This is a genomic window from Streptococcus salivarius, assembly GCF_002094975.1.
GTDB lineage: Bacteria > Bacillota > Bacilli > Lactobacillales > Streptococcaceae > Streptococcus > Streptococcus salivarius_D.
Genome location: NZ_CP015283.1, coordinates 401,964 through 424,948 on the forward strand (window position 1 = coordinate 401,964; position 22,985 = coordinate 424,948).

Annotated in this window: 14 protein-coding genes; 1 reads left to right on the forward strand and 13 read right to left on the reverse strand. The window is 41.1% G+C overall.

Annotated elements, in window-relative coordinates; all coding sequences use genetic code 11:
* Positions 1-21: 21 nt before the first annotated feature.
* Both rpoB and pbp1b read right to left on the reverse strand, forming a co-directional pair.
* Positions 22-3,603: a DNA-directed RNA polymerase subunit beta gene (gene rpoB / locus V471_RS02020; RefSeq protein WP_084871059.1), complete on the reverse strand. Its 3,582-nt coding sequence runs from the start codon at positions 3,601-3,603 to the stop codon at positions 22-24.
* A gap of 358 nt (positions 3,604-3,961) precedes the next feature.
* Positions 3,962-6,385 carry a penicillin-binding protein PBP1B gene (gene pbp1b, locus V471_RS02025; protein ID WP_049527762.1) on the reverse strand — a complete coding sequence of 808 codons (2,424 nt, stop codon included), beginning with the start codon at positions 6,383-6,385 and terminating at the stop codon, positions 3,962-3,964.
* 101 nt (positions 6,386-6,486) lie between these two features.
* On the opposite strand from pbp1b, the gene tyrS reads away from it, so the two are divergent.
* On the forward strand, positions 6,487-7,743 hold the full coding sequence (tyrS, locus tag V471_RS02030; protein WP_049527761.1) for a tyrosine--tRNA ligase: 1,257 nt from the start codon (positions 6,487-6,489) through the stop codon (positions 7,741-7,743).
* Positions 7,744-7,866: 123 nt separating this feature from the next.
* On the opposite strand, the gene ilvC is transcribed toward tyrS, so the two are convergent.
* The 11 genes from ilvC to adhE all read right to left on the reverse strand — a co-directional run bounded on the left by ilvC (position 7,867) and on the right by adhE (position 22,900).
* Positions 7,867-8,889 (reverse strand): ketol-acid reductoisomerase, encoded by a 1,023-nt coding sequence (gene ilvC, locus V471_RS02035; RefSeq protein ID WP_002887024.1) that lies wholly within the window; start codon positions 8,887-8,889, stop codon positions 7,867-7,869.
* A gap of 75 nt (positions 8,890-8,964) precedes the next feature.
* The gene (ilvN, locus tag V471_RS02040) at positions 8,965-9,441 is read right to left on the reverse strand and encodes an acetolactate synthase small subunit (protein WP_002887025.1); all 477 of its coding nucleotides are present in this window, start codon (positions 9,439-9,441) and stop codon (positions 8,965-8,967) included.
* Complete coding sequence (locus V471_RS02045; RefSeq protein ID WP_049527758.1) at positions 9,434-11,134, reverse strand: acetolactate synthase large subunit; 1,701 nt, start codon at positions 11,132-11,134, stop codon at positions 9,434-9,436. The genes ilvN and V471_RS02045 overlap by 8 nt, the downstream gene beginning before the upstream one ends.
* Before the next feature lie 133 nt (positions 11,135-11,267).
* Entirely contained in the window at positions 11,268-12,989 is a 1,722-nt protein-coding gene (gene ilvD, locus V471_RS02050; RefSeq protein ID WP_002887027.1) for a dihydroxy-acid dehydratase, read from the reverse strand.
* A 169-nt stretch (positions 12,990-13,158) separates the two neighbouring features.
* A complete protein-coding gene (locus tag V471_RS02055; protein ID WP_084871060.1) occupies positions 13,159-14,826 on the reverse strand; it encodes a DAK2 domain-containing protein in 1,668 nt (555 codons plus the stop codon).
* The gene (locus V471_RS02060) at positions 14,826-15,191 is read right to left on the reverse strand and encodes an Asp23/Gls24 family envelope stress response protein (protein WP_002885694.1); all 366 of its coding nucleotides are present in this window, start codon (positions 15,189-15,191) and stop codon (positions 14,826-14,828) included. Before V471_RS02060 ends, V471_RS02055 begins: the two co-directional genes overlap by 1 nt.
* A 111-nt stretch (positions 15,192-15,302) precedes the next feature.
* On the reverse strand, positions 15,303-16,589 hold the full coding sequence (locus V471_RS02065; RefSeq protein ID WP_014632535.1) for an MATE family efflux transporter: 1,287 nt from the start codon (positions 16,587-16,589) through the stop codon (positions 15,303-15,305).
* A gap of 60 nt (positions 16,590-16,649) precedes the next feature.
* Complete coding sequence (gene thrC, locus V471_RS02070; protein ID WP_061652412.1) at positions 16,650-18,134, reverse strand: threonine synthase; 1,485 nt, start codon at positions 18,132-18,134, stop codon at positions 16,650-16,652.
* 159 nt (positions 18,135-18,293) lie between these two features.
* Positions 18,294-19,271 carry a hypothetical protein gene (locus V471_RS02075; RefSeq protein WP_014632533.1) on the reverse strand — a complete coding sequence of 326 codons (978 nt, stop codon included), beginning with the start codon at positions 19,269-19,271 and terminating at the stop codon, positions 18,294-18,296.
* Between the two features lie 25 nt (positions 19,272-19,296).
* Positions 19,297-20,142: a hypothetical protein gene (locus V471_RS02080; RefSeq protein ID WP_061652414.1), complete on the reverse strand. Its 846-nt coding sequence runs from the start codon at positions 20,140-20,142 to the stop codon at positions 19,297-19,299.
* Between the two features lie 160 nt (positions 20,143-20,302).
* Entirely contained in the window at positions 20,303-22,900 is a 2,598-nt protein-coding gene (adhE, locus tag V471_RS02085) for a bifunctional acetaldehyde-CoA/alcohol dehydrogenase (RefSeq protein ID WP_002887036.1), read from the reverse strand.
* Between the last annotated feature and the right edge of the window lie 85 nt (positions 22,901-22,985).

Consider the following 22,985-nt stretch of genomic DNA (forward strand, 5'->3'; position numbering starts at 1 on the left):
AACTCCCTCTCTAAAGCTTATTTATTCTGTTTTATCTGAAGCTTCTTCTTTAGCTTTTTCTAATTCAGCAGCTTCTTTGGCTTGTTGTACACGTGCTTTTTCAAGATCATCGACGTGCATGACATCGTCATCTTCACCTTCATCAAGATCACGCAATTCAACTTCGTAGTCATCCTCATCAAGGACACGCATATCAAGACCAAGTGATTGCAATTCTTTAACAAGTACTCGGAATGATTCTGGAACGCCTGGTTTTGGAATTGGTTTACCTTTAGTGATAGCTTCATAGGCTTTCAAACGTCCGTTAACGTCATCTGACTTGTAAGTCAAGATTTCTTGAAGGATATTTGATGCACCATAAGCTTCAAGGGCCCAAACCTCCATCTCACCGAAACGTTGTCCACCAAATTGTGCTTTACCACCAAGAGGTTGTTGGGTAACAAGTGAGTAAGGACCTACTGAACGAGCGTGAAGTTTATCATCAACCATGTGGTGAAGTTTGATCATGTACATGACACCAACTGACACACGGTTATCAAATGGTTCACCTGTACGTCCATCGTAAAGGATTGTCTTAGCATCACTATCCATACCTGCTTCACGAACAGTATCCCAGAGGTCTTCTGAGCTTGCCCCGTCAAAGACTGGTGTTGCGATGTGGATACCCAAGTTACGAGCAGCCATACCAAGGTGAAGTTCCATAACCTGACCGATGTTCATACGTGATGGCACCCCAAGATGGTTCAACATGATATCAACTGGTGTACCGTCTGGAAGGTAAGGCATGTCTTCAACAGGAACAATACGAGAAACAACCCCTTTGTTACCGTGACGACCGGCCATCTTATCTCCGACCTTGATCTTACGTTTTTGAGCGATGTAAACACGAACAAGCATGTTAACACCTGATTGCAATTCATCACCGTTTGCACGTGTGAAGATTTTAACATCACGAACGACACCATCACCACCGTGAGGTACACGGAGTGATGTATCACGTACTTCACGAGATTTATCACCAAAGATAGCGTGGAGAAGACGTTCTTCAGCAGAAAGGTCTTTTTCACCCTTAGGTGTTACCTTACCAACAAGAATGTCACCTTCTTTAACCTCAGCACCGATACGGATAATACCCATTTCGTCAAGGTCTTTGAGGGCTTCTTCACCAACGTTTGGCAATTCACGTGTGATTTCTTCAGGCCCAAGCTTTGTATCACGTGTTTCTGATTCGAATTCTTCCAAGTGAACAGATGTATAAACGTCATCTTTCACAAGACGCTCACTCATGATAACGGCATCCTCGAAGTTGTAACCTTCCCATGTCATGTATGCGACAATAGGGTTTTGACCGAGGGCCATTTCTCCACCTTCCATAGATGGACCGTCAGCGATAAAATCACCTTTTTCAACAATATCGCCAACCTTAACCAAAGTACGTTGGTTATAGGCAGTACCTGAGTTTGAACGACGGAATTTTTGAATAGTATAAACATCAAGAGAACCATCTTCACGACGAACTTCAACTTTATCAGCATCAGAGTAGACAACTTTACCGTCGTGTTGAGCAATAACTGCAGCTCCTGAATCGTGGGCAGCTTGATATTCCATACCAGTACCAACATAAGGTGCTTTAGGATCAATCAAAGGCACAGCCTGACGTTGCATGTTGGCACCCATGAGGGCACGGTTAGAGTCATCGTTTTCCAAGAAAGGAATACATGCTGTCGCAACGGCAACTACCTGTTTAGGAGAAACATCCACGAAATCTACAAGGTGTGATGGGTACTCTTGGTTATTACCTTGATGACGACCCATAACGATTTCTTCTGCAAATGTTCCATCTTCGTTCAATTTAGAGTTAGCCTGAGCAACTGTGTACTCATCTTCTTCGTCGGCAGTCAACCAAACTACTTCGTTGGTTACTTTACCAGTTGCACGGTCAACCTTACGATATGGTGTTTGAATGAAACCATACTTGTTAAGGTGTCCGTACGAAGACAAGTTATTGATCAAACCGATGTTAGGTCCTTCAGGTGTTTCAATTGGACACATACGACCGTAGTGCGTATAGTGCACGTCACGAACTTCATATCCGGCACGGTCACGTGTCAAACCACCAGGTCCCAAGGCTGACAAACGACGTTTGTGTGACAACTCTGACAATGGGTTGTGTTGGTCCATGAACTGTGACAACTGTGAAGAACCAAAGAATTCTTTAACAGCTGCAGTTACAGGGCGAATATTGATGATTTGTTGTGGTGTCAAGACTTCGTTATCTTGAACTGACATACGCTCACGTACGTTACGTTCCATACGAGCCAAACCAATACGGAATTGGTTAGCAAGCAATTCACCAACGGCACGGATACGACGGTTACCAAGGTGGTCGATATCGTCTACTTTACCGATACCTTCAGCAAGGTTGAGGAAGTAGCTCATTTCAGCTAAGATATCCGCTGTTGTCAAAGCACGAACTTTGTCATCTGGGTTGGCATTACCAACAATTGTAACCACACGATCTGGATCATTTGGTGCAACAACCTTGAATTTTTGAAGAACAACAGGTTCTGTAACCACCGCATAATCGTTTGGTGTGTATACAAATTTGTTCAAATCACCATCCAAGTATTCTGCGATTGAATCAATCACATCACGTGTCATTTCAGTACCAGCTTCAACAAGGATTTCACCTGTTTCAGGATCTACCAAGTTTTCAGCAATTGTTTGTCCCAAAAGACGTGTCTTGATGTTAAGTTTTTTGTTGACTTTGTAACGACCAACAGCAGCCAAGTCATAACGACGTGGATCAAAGAAACGAGCTACAAGCAAGCTACGTGAGCTGTCGGCAGTTTTTGGTTCACCTGGACGAAGACGTTCATAAATTTCTTTAAGTGCTTCATCAGTACGTGAATCTGCTGGGTTTTTGTGGATATCTTTTTCAATGGTGTTACGAACCAACTCGCTATCACCAAAGATATCAACAATTTCGTCATCACCTGAGAATCCAAGCGCACGCACAAGCGTTGTGAATGGAATCTTACGTGTACGGTCGATACGAGTGTAGGCGATGTCTTTTGAATCTGTTTCGAGCTCAAGCCATGCCCCACGGTTAGGGATAACTGTTGATCCATAACCCACTTTGCCGTTTTTATCAACCTTATCGTTAAAGTAAACACCAGGTGAGCGCACCAACTGAGAAACAATAATACGTTCACCACCATTGATGATGAAAGTACCCATCTCAGTCATAATAGGGAAATCTCCGAAGAAGACTTCCTGAGTTTTGATTTCACCAGTTTCTTTGTTAATAAGACGGAAAGTCACAAAGATAGGTGCTGAGTATGATGCATCGTGGATACGAGCTTCTTCAAGTGTATACTTAGGCTCTTTCAATTCGTAACCAACGAATTCCAATTCCATAGTGTCTGTGAAGTTTGAGATAGGAAGTACATCCTCAAAAACCTCTTTAAGACCAGTATCCAAGAATTCTTTGAATGAATCCGTTTGGATTTCAATCAAGTTTGGTAAATCAAGAACTTCTTTGATTCTTGAAAAACTACGACGGGTACGATGTTTCCCGTATTGAACGTCATGTCCTGCCAAGTCTTCTACTCCTTTTCTACATTCGAGACCTGCTTTGCAAGTCGTGCACTTTAAATATTTGTCTTCTGCCTTTTTCAGTTGCTTGTCCCATTGACAAGTGATTAAACACTAAGATCCACTTAACTGATTAATGATAAGCGATAACTTAATCTGTGAATTTTTAGAACCTTTAAATATGCGTTACAACACTTGGAAATCCTAAAAATAAGCACAAAAATAGCAGCTAAATCTGACCGAAAAAACGTTGATTTAACTGCTGTATCTCTTGATTGGACAATATTTCAACCAAGTAAGACGACAAATAGTTGTCTACATTATACCTAATTTTTTACTTTTTTGCAAGTTTTCTTGGCAATTCCTAATGCCCTCCAAGAATGCTAGACCAGGCTTTTTGATAGTCACTGTCGGTTCCACCAATAGCAAACTTGTAAGTCGTATCTCCAGGTCCATTTTTAGCCCAGTAAGTATCAACCATTTCACCACTTACAGAAACATTACGACCATTGACAGACACTGTTGCTGGTTTAAGACCTGTTGATTTAAGCACACTTGCCTTAATGGCACTTGAATCGATATTAAACTTATCTCCCGTTTTAAAAATACCTGGATTAGCATTATAGATAGCGGAAGTCAAACGAGCCATATATTGGGAATTATATATGTAACCCGTTTTAGAATTGGTTGGTGTATTATTATCATATCCGGCCCAACCACCAAGAGTAATACCAGGCGTTGACACAATCAGCCAAGCATCCGCAAAGTTATCTGTCGTTCCTGTTTTACCCATCCAGTCCGCTGAGGCTGCTGCACCATTGACATTTTTCAATTCAGAATGAAATTGAGTTGTTGCTCCTTTAACTACCACTTCTTTGAGTAAGTTATCCATGATACTAGCCGTAGCCCTTGAAAAAACTTGAACTCCTTCAGATTTATGCTGATAGATAACTTCGCCAGTCCGGTCAGTAATACTATCAATCATATGGCCCTTCTCATAGACGCCACCATTGGAAAGCATTTGATAGGCATTTACTTGCTGGGCAACCGTAGTTTCAATTCCCCCGCCAAGAGGTAAACTTTCGATATTGTAGTTAGCAATCTTATAACCCATCTTGGTCATGTAACCCTCAACATCAACATCATGACGTTGAAGCATTTGATAAGTCCAAAAGGCTGGAATGTTCCATGAGGTATTGAGTGCCTCTTGTAGGTTCATCATAGCTGTACCCTTATCACCATCATGGAGAATAGGCGTTCCACCCGTAAAATTAGTTGGGTAGTTAGAAAGGATACTTGAGCTACCCATCAAACCTTGATCAATAGCAATTCCATAAGCGATAATAGGCTTAATAGAGGAACCTGGGGAGCGTGCCGTATCAAAGGCATGGTTATTTTGGTTATTTTCGTAACTACGACCACCAACAAATCCTAGAATTGCTCCGGTCGCATTATCCATGAGCACATTTCCGACTTCAACTCCACTATTACCTCCTTGGTCAAGGAGGCCACCATATTGACTCGCAGCATCTTGCATCGCATTATAAACTGCATTGTCAATAGTTGTCTTAACGCTGTAGCCACCGGTTTGGAGCTCTTGAAGAGCCCTCTCACGATAGCTTTCCTTTGTCTTATCATTTTTCAACTCTTGACTCGATACCTTGTCATGTTTAACGAGGTAATCATACATGACACCCTGAGCCTCAGACATGACAGAATAGTACAAATAGTCATGACTTACGGCATCAGACTTCTCACCAGCCTTGAAATCTTTAGTGATATCATAATTCTTATAGCTTTCGTACTGCGACTTATCTAGATAGCCACCGCGATAAAGATTGTAGAGTACATCTTGTTGACGTGCCAAGCCATAAGAAAGATCCTCTGCGTTTTTTAATTGTCCATCAGCTGTATAAGGGGAGTAGACAATCGGGCTCTGTGGCAAACCTGCCAGATAGGCTGCCTGAGGAACTGTCAAATCTGCCGCAGATACCCCAAAGATACCTTGAGCAGCCTCCTCAATACCAGCAATATTTTTCCCCTTGTTATTACGTCCAAAAGGAGAAACATTCAGATAATCGGTTAAAATTTCATTTTTAGAAACACGACGCTCCAATTGTAAGGCATAGATAATCTCTGCCGCCTTACGTTTAAAGGTTGGCGCATCCCCTGTTACCTGTTGCTTTATTAACTGCTGTGTTAGCGTCGAACCTCCACTTGAAGAGCCAACTCCCAAAACTGATGACACCAAAGCCCTAAATACTGCCTTTGGCACAACACCCTTATGCTTCTTAAAATTTTCATCCTCAGTCGCAATGATGGCATTCTTGACATTGTTAGAAATCGCATCACTCTCAATAGGTGTTCTCAGCAAGTCAGTGTCAATATCCGCAATCTTCTTGGAATCGGAATAGCTCATCGAAGATACCAAACTAACCTCACTAATCTGATTCAACAAGGTTTTGTCCTTAATCGACGGAACAGACTCAATTTGACTCCCCAAATAACCCAAACCAATTCCTGCACCGAACAAGGTAAGGACGATAATAACCACATAAAAGAAATCAGACAAAAGCTTTAAGGTTTTTAAGAAAACATCACCCATGTCTAAGAGTGTCATCCGGTCCTCAGGCGACTTTCTAACTTGCTTACGATTCCACTTAGAATCAGTTGTAGCTTTCCTTTCATTAAAAGATTTATCCCCTCTTTTAGACCTAGAACCAGCAAACTTTGTGCGAATAGCCTGCCCTAATCGTCTAAAATAATTTATTATTTTTTCAAAATTCATAGAAATACCTCAAAGCCTATTATAACAAACTTTGACAAAGCTTGCATAGGCCTACTTTCTTTTGGTATAATGGTGCAGAATATACTTTATTGGAGAATATCATGACAATTTTTGAAGAACTAAAAGCACGTGGCTTGATTTTTCAAACCACAGATGAAGAAGCCCTTGTAAAAGCCTTTGAAGAGGGACCAGTCTCATACTACACTGGTTATGACCCAACAGCAGACAGTCTCCACCTTGGACACCTTGTAGCTATCCTTACAAGTCGCCGACTTCAATTGGCTGGACACAAACCTTACGCCCTCGTTGGTGGTGCAACAGGTTTGATTGGTGACCCATCATTTAAAGATGCTGAACGTAGCCTCCAAACCAAAGAAACCGTTGAAGGTTGGGTTGAAAAAATCCAAGGTCAGCTCTCTCGTTTCCTTGATTTTGAAAATGGTGACAACAAAGCCGTTATGGTTAACAACTATGATTGGTTTGGTTCAGTCAGCTTCATCGATTTCTTGCGTGACGTGGGTAAATACTTCACAGTTAACTACATGATGAGTAAGGAATCTGTTAAGAAACGTATTGAAACAGGTATCTCTTACACTGAGTTTGCCTACCAAATCATGCAAGGTTACGATTTCTATGAACTCAACGATAAGTACGGCGTAACCCTCCAAATTGGTGGTTCTGACCAATGGGGTAATATGACAGCAGGTACTGAGCTCTTGCGTCGTAAAGCAGATAAATCTGGACACGTCATTACAGTGCCACTTATCACAGATTCAACTGGTAAAAAATTCGGTAAATCTGAAGGTAACGCTGTCTGGCTTGATGCTACTAAAACAACACCTTACGAAATGTACCAATTCTGGCTCAACGTTATGGATGATGATGCTGTTCGCTTCTTGAAGATTTTCACTTTCTTGTCACTTGAAGAAATCGAAGAAATCGGTAAAGAATTTGACCAAGCTCGTCACCAACGTTTAGCACAAAAGGTTTTGGCTCGCGAAGTTGTTACTTTGGTTCACGGTAAAGAAGCCTACGAACAAGCTGTTCACATCACTGAACAACTCTTCGCTGGTAACCTTAAAGCTCTCTCAGCACGTGACCTTAAAGTTGCCCTTAACGGTGTCCCAACTTATGAGATCTCAGCAGATGAAAATCTGAACATCGTTGAACTTCTCGTCAATGCTAAGATTTCACCTTCTAAACGCCAAGCACGTGAAGATGTCCAAAACGGTGCTATCTACATCAATGGTGAACGTGTACAAGACTTGAATTACACCCTCTCAGATGCAGATAAAATTGATAATGAAATTACTGTTATCCGTCGTGGTAAGAAGAAAAACTTTGTCTTGACTTACTAATTTATAGCTATTCTCACTCCTTAATGGAGTGAGTTTTTTTACCCAAAAAGAGCAGTCGGATTCCCAACTACTCTCTTCAGAACACAAAAAACCAGTACTAGACTGGTTTTTGAGACTATCACATTAGTTATAGATTTTGAATGCGTCATCGTCGTTTTGACCAACGAATGGCATTGCTTTACGCAATTCAGCACCAATCTTTTCAATTTCAAGCTCTTCAGCTTCTTTACGGTAAGCTTTCAAACGTGGGAAGCCAGCATCATGGTCTTCAACGAATTCACGTGCAAATTTACCTGATTGGATATCAGCAAGGGCAGCTTTCATGTTTTCTTTGACTTCTGGACCGATGACACGTGGACCAGTTACAAAGTCACCAAATTCTGCAGTATTTGAACATGATTGACGCATTTTCTTGAATCCACCTTCGTAGATCAAGTCAACAATCAATTTCATTTCGTGAAGCACTTCAAAGTAAGCTAATTGTGGTGCATAGCCTGCTTCAGTCAAGACTTCAAAACCAGCTTCAATAAGGTGTGTCAACCCACCCATAAGAACCGCTTGTTCACCAAACAAATCTTCTTCAGTTTCTTCTTTAAATGTTGTTACAAGTAATCCAACACGTGCAGAACCAATACCCTTAGCCCAGTCCATAGCGATATCTTTAGCATTACCTGTAGCATCTTGGTATACTGCGTAAAGTGCAGGAACACCAAAGCCTTCTGTATATGTACGGCGTACCAAGTGACCTGGTCCTTTAGGAGCAACCATAAAGACATCAACATCTTTAGGAACCTTGATGAATTCGAAGTGGATGTTAAATCCGTGTGCAAAACCAAGAGCTTTGCCTGCACTCAAGTTTGGCTCAATTTCATCTTTATAGATATCTTTTTGAATTTCATCTGGTGCCAAAACCATAATGATATCAGCCAATTTAGTTGCTTCTGCTACTGTGTAAGTATCAAAACCATCTTCTTTAGCTTTATCAAATGATTTACCTGGACGAACACCGATGATCACATCGTGACCTGAATCACGCAAGTTTTGTGCATGCGCATGACCTTGTGAACCATAACCGATAACGGCGATTTTTTTACCGTCAAGTGCTGCTACTTTTACGTCTTTTTCATATTCCATTTGAACTGCCATAGTAATATGTCTCTTTTCTAAAAAAATATTTTATTGCCTTTTTAAGGCTGGGTTAACAAATTTAGGTTGGATTTTTTAATCACGGGTAAATCCAGTAGCACCCGTACGAGCGATATTCTTTATTCCGTAAGGACGAATAACTCGTAGAAGCGCCTCGCTCTTTTCAGCATCACCAGTCATCTGGATAGTGATAGAGCTTGGTGCCACATCAACCACCGATGCACGGAAAGGTTGAATAATCGCCAAGATTTCAGCACGCTTAGAGGTTGGTGCTGACACCTTAACTAGGATAACTTCACGTTCCAAGTGTGGCTGATCCGTGATATCACGGATACGAATCACATCAATCTGACGATTAAGCTGTTTGATGATTTGTTCCACTTCATTTTGAGAATTCACATCAATAATAATCGTAATACGTGAAACGTTAGGATCCTCAGAAGCCCCTACAGAGATACTTTCAATATTAACTTGACGTCGTGAAAGAACACCTGTGAAGCGGTTAAGGACACCCGAACGGTTCTGAAGTTTAGCTGTTAACATTCTACGCATTGAACTTCACCCCCAACATTTCGTGATTACTCTTACCAGCCGGAACGATTGGCAAGACATGCTCTTTACGAGAGATATCCACCTCGATGAACATTGGTACGTCTTCCTTGATAACTTCCAAATCCTGATCAATTGTCTCTGGATTATCAAACTTGTAGGACTTAATGCCGTAAGCTTGAGCCATCAATTGGAAATCTGGGAGGGTATCAAAGACTGACTCTGATGTACGCCCTTCGTAGAAGGACTCTTGCCATTGACGTACCATACCAAGTGAGTGGTTGTTCAACATAACAACCTTGATTGGCACCTTGTAAATATTTAAGATAGCCAATTCTTGGTTCGTCATTTGGAAACCACCATCACCAACAAAGAGGATAACTTCTTTATCAGGATTAGCAATTTTGGCACCAATTGCTGCTGGGACACCAAATCCCATTGTTCCAAGACCACCTGAGGTCACCAGTTGACGCTCATTTTGGTATGGATAATACTGAGCTGTCCACATTTGATGTTGACCAACGTCAGTAACAACAACAGCATCACCCTTAGTCAATTCACCGATACGCTCGATAACTGCCTGAGGCTGTACCATACGTTCTTTCTTATCGTAAGAACGTACACGCTCTTTGTCTTTTGTGACTTTTTCAATCCATTTTTCAGTGTTATTCTGAACCACTGGTTCTGCTAAGAGCATTTCAAGAGCTTGCTTGGCATCACCAACAACTGGAAGGTCCACTGCAATAATTTTACCAATCTCAGCTGGATCTATATCAATATGGACAACCTTAGCATTCTTAGCAAATGTTTTAGGATTACCTGTCAAACGGTCATCAAAACGACAACCAATAGCAATCATAAAGTCAGCATCCGTCATAGCAATGTTAGCCGCATATGAACCGTGCATACCACCCATACCCAAGAAAAGGGGATGACTAGTAGCAATTGTCCCTTGTCCTAGAAGACTTGTGACAACTGGGATTTGGTAGCGTTCTGCAAAAGCAACTAGCTCCTTAGCAGATTCAGAATAAGACACCCCACCTCCAGCTACAATAACCGGTTTCTTAGCTTTCCCCAACTGCTTCAAGATTTTCTTGATTTGCATTTCGTTTGGTCTTAGCGTCGGTTGGTAACTTGGAAGATTAATTTCAGGATCGTTGATGAAGGCTGTTTCCTTAGCTACGACATCTTTAGGGAGGTCGATAACAACCGGACCAGGACGACCAGTTGTTGCAATATGAACCGCTTCCCTAATAATACGAGGAATATCAGCTGTATCGCGAATCTGATAATTGTATTTTGTAATCGGCATGGTAATTCCGACAATGTCAGCCTCTTGGAAGGCATCCTTACCAATACCTGATGTTGCTACCTGACCAGTAAAGACTAGGAGAGGTACGCTATCACTCATAGCATCTGCAATCCCTGTAATAGCATTAGTGGCACCAGGACCACTCGTTACAAGAGCAACACCGAGTTTACCAGTTGATTTGGCATAACCTTCAGCTTCGTGCAGACTTCCTTGCTCATGACGAGATAAGATATGATTAATCTTGTCATTTTTGTAAATAGCATCATACAAAGGAAGAACCGCTCCGCCAGGATATCCAAAGATAGTTGAAATCCCAAGTTCAAGAAGTGTATCAAGAATCAAATCAGCACCAGAGCGTGCTTCTTCAAGTTCAATTTTCTTCACATGGACCTCCTTTAGTAGTTGTTTTTTTCGAATTGTCTAAAAATTCAAAACCTTGTATACTATGATAACATTTTTAACCAAATTTGCAAGGGTTTCAGAGAAAAATATCACAAACTCTTCGGAAAGAATGTTCTTAGTTTTTTTCTTGTGCTTGACGTTCTGCTTTACGTTCTTCGAATTCTTCGTCACTCATCAAAGTTCCGCCGACATTGGCTGATTTAGCAAAGGCTGTATAGCGACGCAACCAACCACTTGAAATTTTTGATTTGAAAGGTTTCAAATGTTTGCGACGTTCTTCAAGGGTTACATCATCGACAAGCAGATCAAGAGTACGGTTTGGAAGATCAATCACGATTTCATCGCCATCTTCGATTAGGGCGATATTACCACCTTCTGCTGCTTCTGGAGAAACGTGACCAATAGCAATACCACGAGTAGCTCCTGAGAAACGGCCATCCGTAATCAGTGCCACATCCTTACCAAGACCGCGTCCGACAATCTTAGAAGTTGGTGCCAACATTTCTGGCATACCAGGACCACCCTGAGGACCTTCGTATCGAATGACAACGACATGTCCCTTCTTAACTGTTCCATTGTCAATCAACTCAAGGGCTTGATCTTGTGAATCACAACAAATAGCTTTACCGCGGAAAGTTTTAACAGATGGATCTACACCACCAACCTTGATAACAGCTCCATCCTGAGCAATATTTCCGTAAAGAATAGACAAACCACCAACTGGTGAAATAGGATGCTCAATCGGATGGATAATTTCTTCATTTTTGATTTCAGCACCAGCTACATTTTCTTTCAAGGTTTTACCAGTAACTGTAATACGATCACCCTTAATGGCTCCCTTTTTAATCAACTGATTGATAATGGCTGGAACACCACCAGCTTCATGCACATCATGCATGGTGTAAACACTTGAAGGGGCAATTTTAGAGAGATAAGGTGTCTTCTTGGCAATTTCATTAATGTCCTTAAGGTCATAATCAATACCAGCCTCACGCGCAATAGCAAGGGTATGGAGAACAGTATTGGTTGAACCACCCATAGCCATATCAAGAGCAAACGCATCATCGATAGCTTCTTTGGTCACAATATCACGTGGGCGAACATTATTTTTGATGTTATCCATCAATTTTGTGGCTGCTTGACGAACCAATTCACGACGTTCATCTGAGACAGCTAGGATAGTACCGTTACCTGGAAGGGCAAGACCCAAAACTTCCATCAAACAGTTCATTGAGTTAGCGGTAAACATTCCTGAACATGAACCACAAGTTGGACAAGCATTTTTCTCCAAATAATCGAGCTCTTCCTTGCTCATATCTCCAGCCTGATAGGTACCTACAGCTTCAAACAAACTTGATAGCGTCGCTTGATGACCAGTCATGTCAACGCCACCCTTCATAGGGCCACCAGAACAAAATACTGCTGGCACATTAGTACGCATGGCTGCCAAAATCATCCCTGGCGTAATCTTATCACAGTTAGGAATATAGAAAACCCCGTCAAACCAGTGGGCATTAATAACTGTTTCTGCAGAATCGGCAATCAATTCACGAGATGGAAGACTGTAACGCATCCCAATATGCCCCATGGCAATCCCATCATCCACACCAATGGTATTAAACTCAAAAGGAATACCGCCAGCCTCGCGGATAGCTTCCTTGGCAATATCTGCTAATTCACGCAAGTGAACATGCCCTGGAACAATATCAATATAAGAGTTACAAATAGCAATGAAAGGCTTTTGCATATCCTTGGCAGATTTAACTTGCCCAGTCGCATACAAAAGTCCGCGTGCTGGTGCCTTATCAACACCAACTTTAATCATATCACTTCTCATGATGTTACCTTCAATCTATAAAATTTCTTACAACATATGTTACCACTTTGGAAAGTAATGTCAAGGAATTTTCAGAATATTTCTGTAATTTCGAAAAGATGTCCCAGCCGTATCAAAACCGACAAAACAAAAAGGAAGCTCTAAGACTTCCTAAATGATTATTTCAATATTATTCAACACTAAAGAGGTATGGATAAACTGGTTGGTCTCCTTGGAAGATTTCAACTTCGATACCTTCGTGAGCCTCTTCCAATTTTTCCGCAAGTGCTTGAGCTTGTTCTTGATTACCTTCTTCGCCGACATAAATCATAACAATTTCACTGTCTTCGTCAATCATCTTGTCAAAAGTGTCAAGAAGGGCTTGATCCATATCTGGTGTAGACACAAGGATCTTACCATCAACCATACCAAGGATATCATTTTCATGAATCTCAAGTCCGTCAATAGTTGTGTCACGTACCGCCAAGGTCACGCTACCACTTGTTACATCTGAAAGACTAGCTGTCATAGCTTCAACATTCGCTTCGATACTTTGGCTAGGATCAAAAGCAAGCAAGCTTGTAAAGCCTTGTGGTACTGTACGCGTTTCAACAACTGCCGCATTGACATCTACTACCTCAGCAGCTGATTGTGCTGCCATAAAGATGTTTTTATTGTTTGGCAAGATGATAACATTCTTAGCATTAACCTGCTCAATAGCCTTAACAATATCTTCTGTTGATGGGTTCATTGTTTGACCACCTGAAATCACATAGTCAACACCTTGTGATTTGAAGATATCTGCAAGCCCATCTCCAGCAACAACTGCAATAAGAGCAAAGTCTTTAGGAACAGAAGGTGCAGCTTGGATAGCTTCTTCTTTTTGAACTTGTGCATCGTGTTGGTTACGCATGTTGTCAACCTTAACTTTGACAAGAGCCCCATATTTAAGACCTTCTTGCATGACAAGACCTGGATCCTCAGTGTGGACGTGAACTTTGACAATTTCATCGTCATTAACAACAAGGAGAGAATCCCCAAGGTTGCTCAAGTAATTTTGGAACTCTTCATAGTCAAAGTCCTTCACATAAGTTGGACCTTGTTTGAGACCAATCATGATTTCCGTACAGTAACCAAAAGTAATGTCTTCTGTTGCAACATGACCAGCAACTGACTTATGATGTTCTGCATTGATCATCTCTGTCATCGTAGCAGGTGTCGCTTGGAAGTCCTCTGAAGCGATATACTCACCTGTGAGGGCTGACAAGAAACCCTCATAAATGAAGACCAAACCTTGACCACCTGAGTCTACCACACCAACTTCTTTCAAAACTGGAAGCATCTCTGGTGTCTTAGCCAAAGCAGCTTTAGCTCCGTCAAGAGCTGCGCGCATAACCTCAACAGCATCATTTGTAGATTCAGCTTTCTTAATCGCTGCTGAAGCTGCACCACGTGATACTGTAAGGATTGTTCCTTCAACAGGTTTCATAACAGCTTTATAAGCAACTTCAACCCCTGCTTGGAAGGCATGAGCTAGATCTTGGCCGTCAAGTTCCGTTTTGTCCTTGATACTTTGACCAAATCCACGGAACAATTGTGACGTGATAACACCTGAGTTACCACGGGCACCCATCAAAAGACCCTTAGACAAAATCTGACCAACTTCACCAACTGTTGAAGCTGATTGATCTGCGACAGCTTTGGCTCCGTTATCCATAGTCATTCCCATGTTTGTTCCAGTATCTCCATCTGGTACTGGGAAGACATTGAGTGAATTCACATATTCTGCTTGCTTACCTAGACGTGTTGCTGCCGCTTGGACCATCTCCTGAAGCAAGCTTGTTGTAATTTTAGACACTAGTTTTCTCCTACGACTTTAATATTTTGAACGTAAACATTTACTGTTTCAGCCTTGATACCGAGTTGATTCTCAAGATTAAATTTCACACGTTCTTGAATATTTTTTGAAACCTCACTAATCTTAACACCGTAACTCATAACAGTGTAGACATCAACAGTGATACCTGCATCAGTAGATTTCACGACAACTCCTTTTGCGTAGTTTTCTTTTCCAAGAAGTGCTTGAAAATTATCTCGGATAGCACTCTTACTTGCCATACCGACAACGCCAAAAATTTCTGTTGCTGAACCGCCAACTACTGTTGCGATGACATCATCTGACAATTCGATTTGACCATCTTTTGTATTGATTTTTACAGTCATAATTACTACCTCAAAAAGTTTTTATCAGCTTATTTTACCATATTCGAGCCTACTTGTAAAAAATAAGAAGAAGATACCCTTTGAATAAGAGTATCTCCTCAGTATTTATCCTTAAAACTTTCTCTTTACGAGATAACGACGGTACATCACGTAGAGGAAGATCGCACGCCATACATTATCAACAACGGTTGCAATCCAGACTCCGGCAAGACCCAGTCCTAGACTCACCCCAAGGAAGTATCCTGAGAAAATTCGGATAATCCACATCCCAATAGTCGTCGCATAGAAAGGCATCTTAGCCTTACCCAGACCTTGCCAAACTGCTGTGTAGACTAGAGTCCCCGAAGTCACAGGATTCCCAAGGAAAGAATAAAGAATAACTACCTGACTAGCCGCAATAGCTGCTTTATTATCTGTAAAGAGACCCGATAATCCTTGGCCAAAGAGCAAGATACTCCCTGAAACCAGAACCATCAAGAAGGTGGAAATCCAATAAGACTCTCGTATAATACGCTTCATCTGCGTCTTATCCCCTCGACCCAGACTATTGGCAACCAAGATAACCGTAGCCGTTGCGACTCCCATACCAGGCATATAGTTAAACTGGGTGAGGTTTTCACCAATGGCGTTACCACCGACAACGGCTGTACCAAAGGTAACAATAATAGCCACGATGACCACATCTCCAGCACGCATCATCAGTCGTTCACCTGCTGCTGGCAGGGCAATCCCCAACAACTCTCTATTAAAAGGTTTGGTAATTTCAAGCTGCTTCACATCCAGTTTCATCGCTTGCCAGAGTATCACTGTCCCAACCAGACGAGAGAAAACCGTAGCTGTTGCGACCCCAATAATCCCCCAATGTCCCACAAAGATGGCTAAAGAAGATAAAATAGCATTAAGAACATTGGTCAAAAGACTGACAACCATGGAAATACGAGGTCGTCCCTTGGCTCGTAGGATGTTACCAAAAGTAGTCATCAAGGCTAAGAAGACCACTCCTCCACCGACAAGAGCAAGGTAAAGACTACCAGCCTGAGTCACAGATTGCTCAGTACCTAAAAGATTAAGAATAGCCCCACCACCAAAAATGGAAAGTAGACCAAGGATGAGACTAAGAGCAAGGGTAATAATAATAGCATCCCAAGTGTCTCGGTTAGTCGCTTTAACATCACCTTTTCCTAAACTTCTGGCAATGACACTGGCACTTGAGGCTCCTAGAGCAATAAAGATAGCTTGGTAAATCGTAATGATATTATTGGCTACGGAAACCCCCGATATAGCGACAATACCAACCTGGGCCACTAGGTAAGAATCGACAACCCCCATCAACATTTGTAGAAGGTTTTCGGCCATAGCAGGCAAGGCTATGTTTAGAATTTTCTTTGTTTCTGTCATAATATTCTTTTCTATATTGATAAAAATAGGGCTGATTTCTCAGCTCCTATTTTTTTATTCTTATACACCAAGATAGCTTTCAACTGCTTTTTGCATATCAGCTGCCGCAACAACTGTTTTATGGCGAACTTCTGCATGTTCAAGTCCATCTACAGCCGCTGGGATAGCTACACCTGAAAGTTGGTGCAAATCTTCTACTGCTTTGAAATCATCCCCACTGTCTTTACCAGTGACAGCTGAAACAGCCACACGTGGGAATTTGTATGGGCTAGCTGTTGAAGCGATAACTGTTGGTGTGTGGTCATCTGTCTTTTGAACATATGCTTCGTAAACAGCTGAGGCAACTGCTGTATGAGGATCTTCGATATACTTGTCTTCATCATAGACACGCTTGATTTCAGCAGCTGTTTCATCCTCAGTTGCAAAACCTGCTGCAAACAAATCAAGAATATCTTTATCTGCATCAGCCAAAGTATACTCACCCTTAGTCACAAGTGCATCCATAAGCTCTTTAGTCTTAGTAGAATCATTACCAAGAAGGTGGAAAATCAAGCGTTCCAAGTTAGAAGATACCAAGATATCCATAGAAGGGCTTGTTGTTACCTTGAAGTCACGTTTCTTGTCATAAGTACCCGTTGCGAAGAAGTCTGTAAGGACGTTATTTTCATTAGAAGCACAGATTAATTTGCCAACTGGAACACCAATCTGACGTGCATAATAAGCCGCCAAGATATTACCAAAGTTTCCTGTTGGTACTGTGAAGTTCACCTTATCTCCGTTTTGGATATGACCTGCCTTAACCAACTGTGCATAGGCATATACATAGTAAACCACTTGCGGTACCAAACGACCAACGTTCATTGAGTTAGCTGATGAGAATTGCGTATGATGAGCCAACAATTTCTCACGCAAATCAACATCATTAAACATACGTTTCACATCTGTTTGAGCATCATCAAAGTTACCATCAATGGCAATAACGTGCGTATTAGCTCCTGTTTGAGTGGTCATTTGCAATTCTTGGATTTTTGAAACACCGTCTTTTGGATAAAAGACAATGATTTCAGTTCCAGGAACATCTGCAAAACCAGCCATGGCAGCTTTACCAGTGTCACCTGATGTCGCTGTCAAGATGACAATCTTATTATCAACACCTTGCTTTTTAGCTGATGTTGTTAGCAAATAAGGCAAGATTGAAAGGGCCATGTCTTTGAAAGCAATAGTAGAACCATGGAAAAGCTCAAGATTGTAGTGGTTCTTAAGTTTAACTACTGGTGCAATGGCAGCTGTATCAAACTTGTCATCATAAGCATTTGTGATACAGTAATCCAATTCCTCTTCAGTAAAATCATCCAAGAAAGCTGACAAGACCAATTTAGCAACTTCTTGATAAGAAGCGTCTTTCAATTGATCAAAGTCCAAAGCAACCTCAGGCGTTGACAACGGTGTGAACAAGCCACCATCTGTTGCCAAACCTTGAAGAATAGCTTGACTAGCTGTTACTTTATTATTTTCGTCACGTGTTGATTGGTATACAAGTGTCATGGTAAATCCTCTTTTTAGATAGTCTGTGGCTCTATTGTAGCATAATTGTCAGAATATTTCTACACGTATTGTGACTTGTGAGAAAATCATTCGGATATCACCCTATTTTCTCCTCTCAAAGACATGAAAAAATCCGGAATAGCTATTCCGGATGTCATCTTAAAATTTATCTTTGGTGTCATTCTTAGTTGAGAAAGTAATATCTTTTGATTTGCCATCACCACTAAGCGTTACTTTCTTATCTTTTTTAGTCACTTTTAGCTCTTGGCCTTTTTTCACATTGAGACCATCAATATCAACGTCTTTGTTGACAGAAGTAACAGTCATCTTATGTCCCAAGCGACTAACCTTCCCTTTGAAAAGGGTTGTCGTTGTTTCGCCTGTCTTCGAATCATACTTTTGACCGCTGTCTTTTGCAGCTTTTTCAAGAGCTTCATCAAGTTCTTTTTCTATAGTTTCCTCACTATAATAGTTTTCAAAGGAATCTCCATAGAAGGCTTTAAATAAATCTCCAAAGGCTGAGAAGGACTTCTGAACCCTCTCACGATAATCCTTGATGTAAGTTTTCTTGTCAAAAGTATAGCCAGCAGTCACCTTCGCATTGCTACCTTTTACCTTCATGGTTACAGCAGTATCTGTAAAGTACTTTTCAAGCTCCTTACTATCCAAGTCTGTCAAACTTTCAGACATGCTTGAACTATACTCTCTACCTAGAGAACTACTGTACCATTTGCCATCAATATTACCTGTCACATAACGGTAAGTCATAAAGCCACCGATACATAAGAAGACGAGGACTACCGCTGACAAAACTGAGACTAGGATGCGTTTTTTCTTTTTGGGATCCATTGGTTTTTTAGGAGCCAAATTTGCCATAGCTGCTTGTCCTTCTGGAAAAGCAACCATAGAAGGTGCTGTTGTTGTTACCGCTGGTGCCGTTTCTGTTGGTAGAGGACTAGTGCTTGTCTCGACGATTTCTGCCTCAACCTTAATAGGTTCAGTAGTAGCTGTATCTTCAGCTTTAGCTGGTGCTTCATTAACAAACTCTCCAGCTTTCAAAGCATCCGCCATTTCCTGAACACTCGGCTTACGTCCGTTTACCGTCTCAAAATAGTCCAACCATTCTGCTCTTGTCATTTATATTCCCCTTTAATTTCCTTTTTTATTTATTTTTTGTAAAACTAATGTCACCGAATTCACTGTGTGCCTTGATAGTAAAGCCTTCATTGTTAGGCGTATAATCTAAGACATCACCTTTTTTAAAAGCATCTGAATCTCCAGCCTTATCCACAGTGATTGTTTGCTCCCAACGGTTAATATCTCCCGTAAAAGCAGTTGTTGTGACACGACCGGTTTTGGCATCGTAGGTATAGCTCTTTGGAAGTTCTTTCTTCACTGTCTCATCAAACTGTTTATAGTAGTCTTTTTCTGACAATGAATAACTATCAAAAACCTCCGAGAACTCCTCACCGTACTGACCTTTCAATTCAGTAACTCTACTCTGGTAAGCCTGATAAAGACCTTTACGATTGTAAACAAAGCTCACTTTTAAGTGAGCCTTATTGTCAGTAATACTCATTGCTGTATTGATATCGGTGATAAGATTTTGACCTTGTGGTAAAGCATTACTAACTTTATTCTTAGTAGTAGCAGTGTCTTTCAGAGTGGCTAACATTTTCTCACTAAAGGTTGGGCTTGTCCAATCGCCCTCAATGCTTGCAGCTCGATAACGGTATCCCATCACGAGACAAACAATCAAAAGTATGGTGAGTATCGCTGCAATCACACCTGATACCATCCCCACAATATTCTTTGAGGTTACTGGCTCCTTTGATTCTTTTACTTGTTGACTAGGATTGAATTGAACACTCACCATCCTATCAGCATTAAACTCTTTAAACTTATTAGTCGCTCTATTCCCTTCCATGAGAGCCCCCGATGGTCCCATTTTATGAAGCTTAAGAGGGTGTGCTGTTTCACCCAAGCTAAGCCCTTCTTCTTTTGTCATAGGAATCTCCTTATCTTGCTGTAAGGTTATTATAACAATTCTTAAAGCGTTTTTCTATCTTATTCAAGAAAGTCCTTTATTTTTAATTTGGATAAACACTCTAATATAGAAGATTCCTGGCAAAAAAAGTAGCCCTTATAGAGCTACTTTAGTCTATCACTTACCCTTTATAATCAAAGGCAATTTCGATAATTTCTTTCAATTCTGAAATAAGCGGTTCTTTCGGATTAGCTGTTGTACATTGGTCTTCATAAGCATGTTCGGCCAAAGTATAGGCAGTGTCTTGAAGAAGTTTCTTAGTGACACCTTGTCCCTTCCAGTTCATGTCAATACCAACGGCAATACCTAATTCGTATACTTTTTGTGCCAAAAGTTCAACCAATTCAGCATCTGATTGTTTGTCAGTACCCCATCCCATGAAACGAGCAATATCAGCATAATCCTTGTCTGCACGGAAGTAGTCATATTTAGGGAACATGGCGTGTTTTTGAGGATCACGACCATTGTAGCGGATAACGTGAGGTAGAAGAATTGCATTGGTACGTCCGTGTGGAATATTGTACATTGGACCAATCTTATGTGCTAATGAGTGACTAATACCAAGGAAGGCATTGGCAAAGGCCATACCAGCCATTGTTGACGCATTATGCATTTTTTCACGTGATTCTTCATCACCAAAACGGTAAGAATGTTCAAGATTTTCAAAAACAAGTTTAATCGCTTGAAGTGAAAGTCCGCGTGTATAGTCGCTAGCCATGACTGATACATAAGATTCAATAGCGTGAGTCAAAACGTCCATACCTGTATCTGCCGTAACGCTGGCAGGTACACTCATAACCAAAGCAGGGTCGACGATAGCAATATCCGGAGTCAAAGCGTAATCTGCCAATGGATACTTGATATGAGTTTCACTATCAGTGATAACCGCAAATGACGTTACTTCTGAACCCGTACCTGAAGTTGTAGGGATACAGATAAATGTGGTCTTTTCAGCATATGGAATCTTATAGGTACGTTTACGAATATCTAAGAATTTTTGTTTAGCACCGAAAAAGCTTACATCTGGGTGTTCAAAGAACATCCACATAGCCTTAGCCGCATCCATTGCAGAACCACCACCAAGGGCAATAATGACATCTGGTTGGAAGTCTACAAAGCGTTCCAAGCCTTTATAAACCGTATTCGTAGATGGGTTAGGCTCAACATCTGAGAAAACTTCAATCATTGGATCGTGACGGTTGAGTTCCAGTTGGCGTTTAACCAAGGCAGCGTAGCCAAACTGAACCATACCTGGATCACAGACCAACATTACACGTTTAGCTTTGATATGACGCAGATATGTTATTGAGTCTTTTTCAAAGAAGATTTTTGGTGGGACGCGAAACCATTGCATATTATTGCGACGCTTTGACAATGTTTTTACGTTAAGAAGGTCAAATGAACTAACATTGTGAGAGATTGAGTTGTGTCCGTATGAGCCACAACCAAGAGTCAATGATGGGATCATGTTATTGTAGATATTACCGATACCACCTTCAGCTGATGGGCTATTTACCAAGACACGGCAGGCTTTCATGCGAATACCATATTGGAGTTGGAGCTCTTCATTTTCAGTGTGGATAACAGCTGTGTGTCCGAGACCACCCAAATTGAGCATACCTTCTGCTTTTTTGAATCCATCTTCAACGCCATCAGATTTGATAAGGGCAAGTACTGGAGACAATTTTTCCAAGGCAAGTGGGTGTTCCATTGTTGCATCTGGAATTTCTGCCAAAAGCAATTTTGTACCTGCAGGAACTTTAAGACCAGCTTTTTCAGCGATTTCAATAGCTGAGTGACCTACAATGGCACCATTTACAGCTGTACGCGCTTCATTAAGAACGACTTTTTCCAATTTAGCAATGTCGGCTTTTTTAGAAATGATGACACATTGATGTGCTTCAAATTCAGCCTTAACTTCGTCATAAATAGCTGCATCAACGATAGCTGCTTGTTCAGAAGCACAAATCATACCATTGTCAAAACTCTTTGAAAGAATGATATCGTTGACAGCACGTTTAACTTTAGCATCTGCCGCAATATAGGCAGGTACATTCCCAGCTCCTACACCAAGTGCTGGTTTACCAGTTGAGTAAGCTGCTTTAACCATACCAGGTCCACCAGTCGCAAGTACTGTGGCAATCTTAGGATGGTTCATCAAGAGACCAGTCGCTTCGATAGATGGCTCTTCAATCCACTGAATACAGTTCTTAGGTGCACCAGCTTCAATAGCAGCATCACGAACAATGCGCGCAGCTTCTGCTGATGATTTTTGAGCTGATGGGTGGAAGGCAAATACAATTGAGTTACGTGTTTTCAACGCAATCAAAGCTTTGAAAATAGTAGTAGATGTTGGATTTGTTGTTGGAGTTACCCCACAGATAACACCTACCGGCTCAGCGATAGAGACCAAACCTTGCTCTTTATCTTCAGCAATAACACCGACTGTCTTGTCATTTTTGATGCTATTCCAAATGTATTCAGAAGCATACATATTTTTTATAGCTTTGTCTTCATAAATACCACGACCTGTTTCGTCAACAGCCAATTTTGCAAGATACATGTGTTTATCAAGCGCTGCGATTGCTGCATGGTGAACAATGTGGTCCACTTGCTCCTGTGTAAAGTCAGCCATTTCATTGAGGGCTTCAACCCCCTTTATTGCCAATTCATCAATTACTGTTTGAATATCTTTAGTTTGTTTAATTTCTTTAGTCATATAAAACTCCTTTTAAGCACTTGTTAAAAAAATCACAAGCTTTTGAACAATATTATTATAGCTCTTTATTCAATTTTTGTAAACC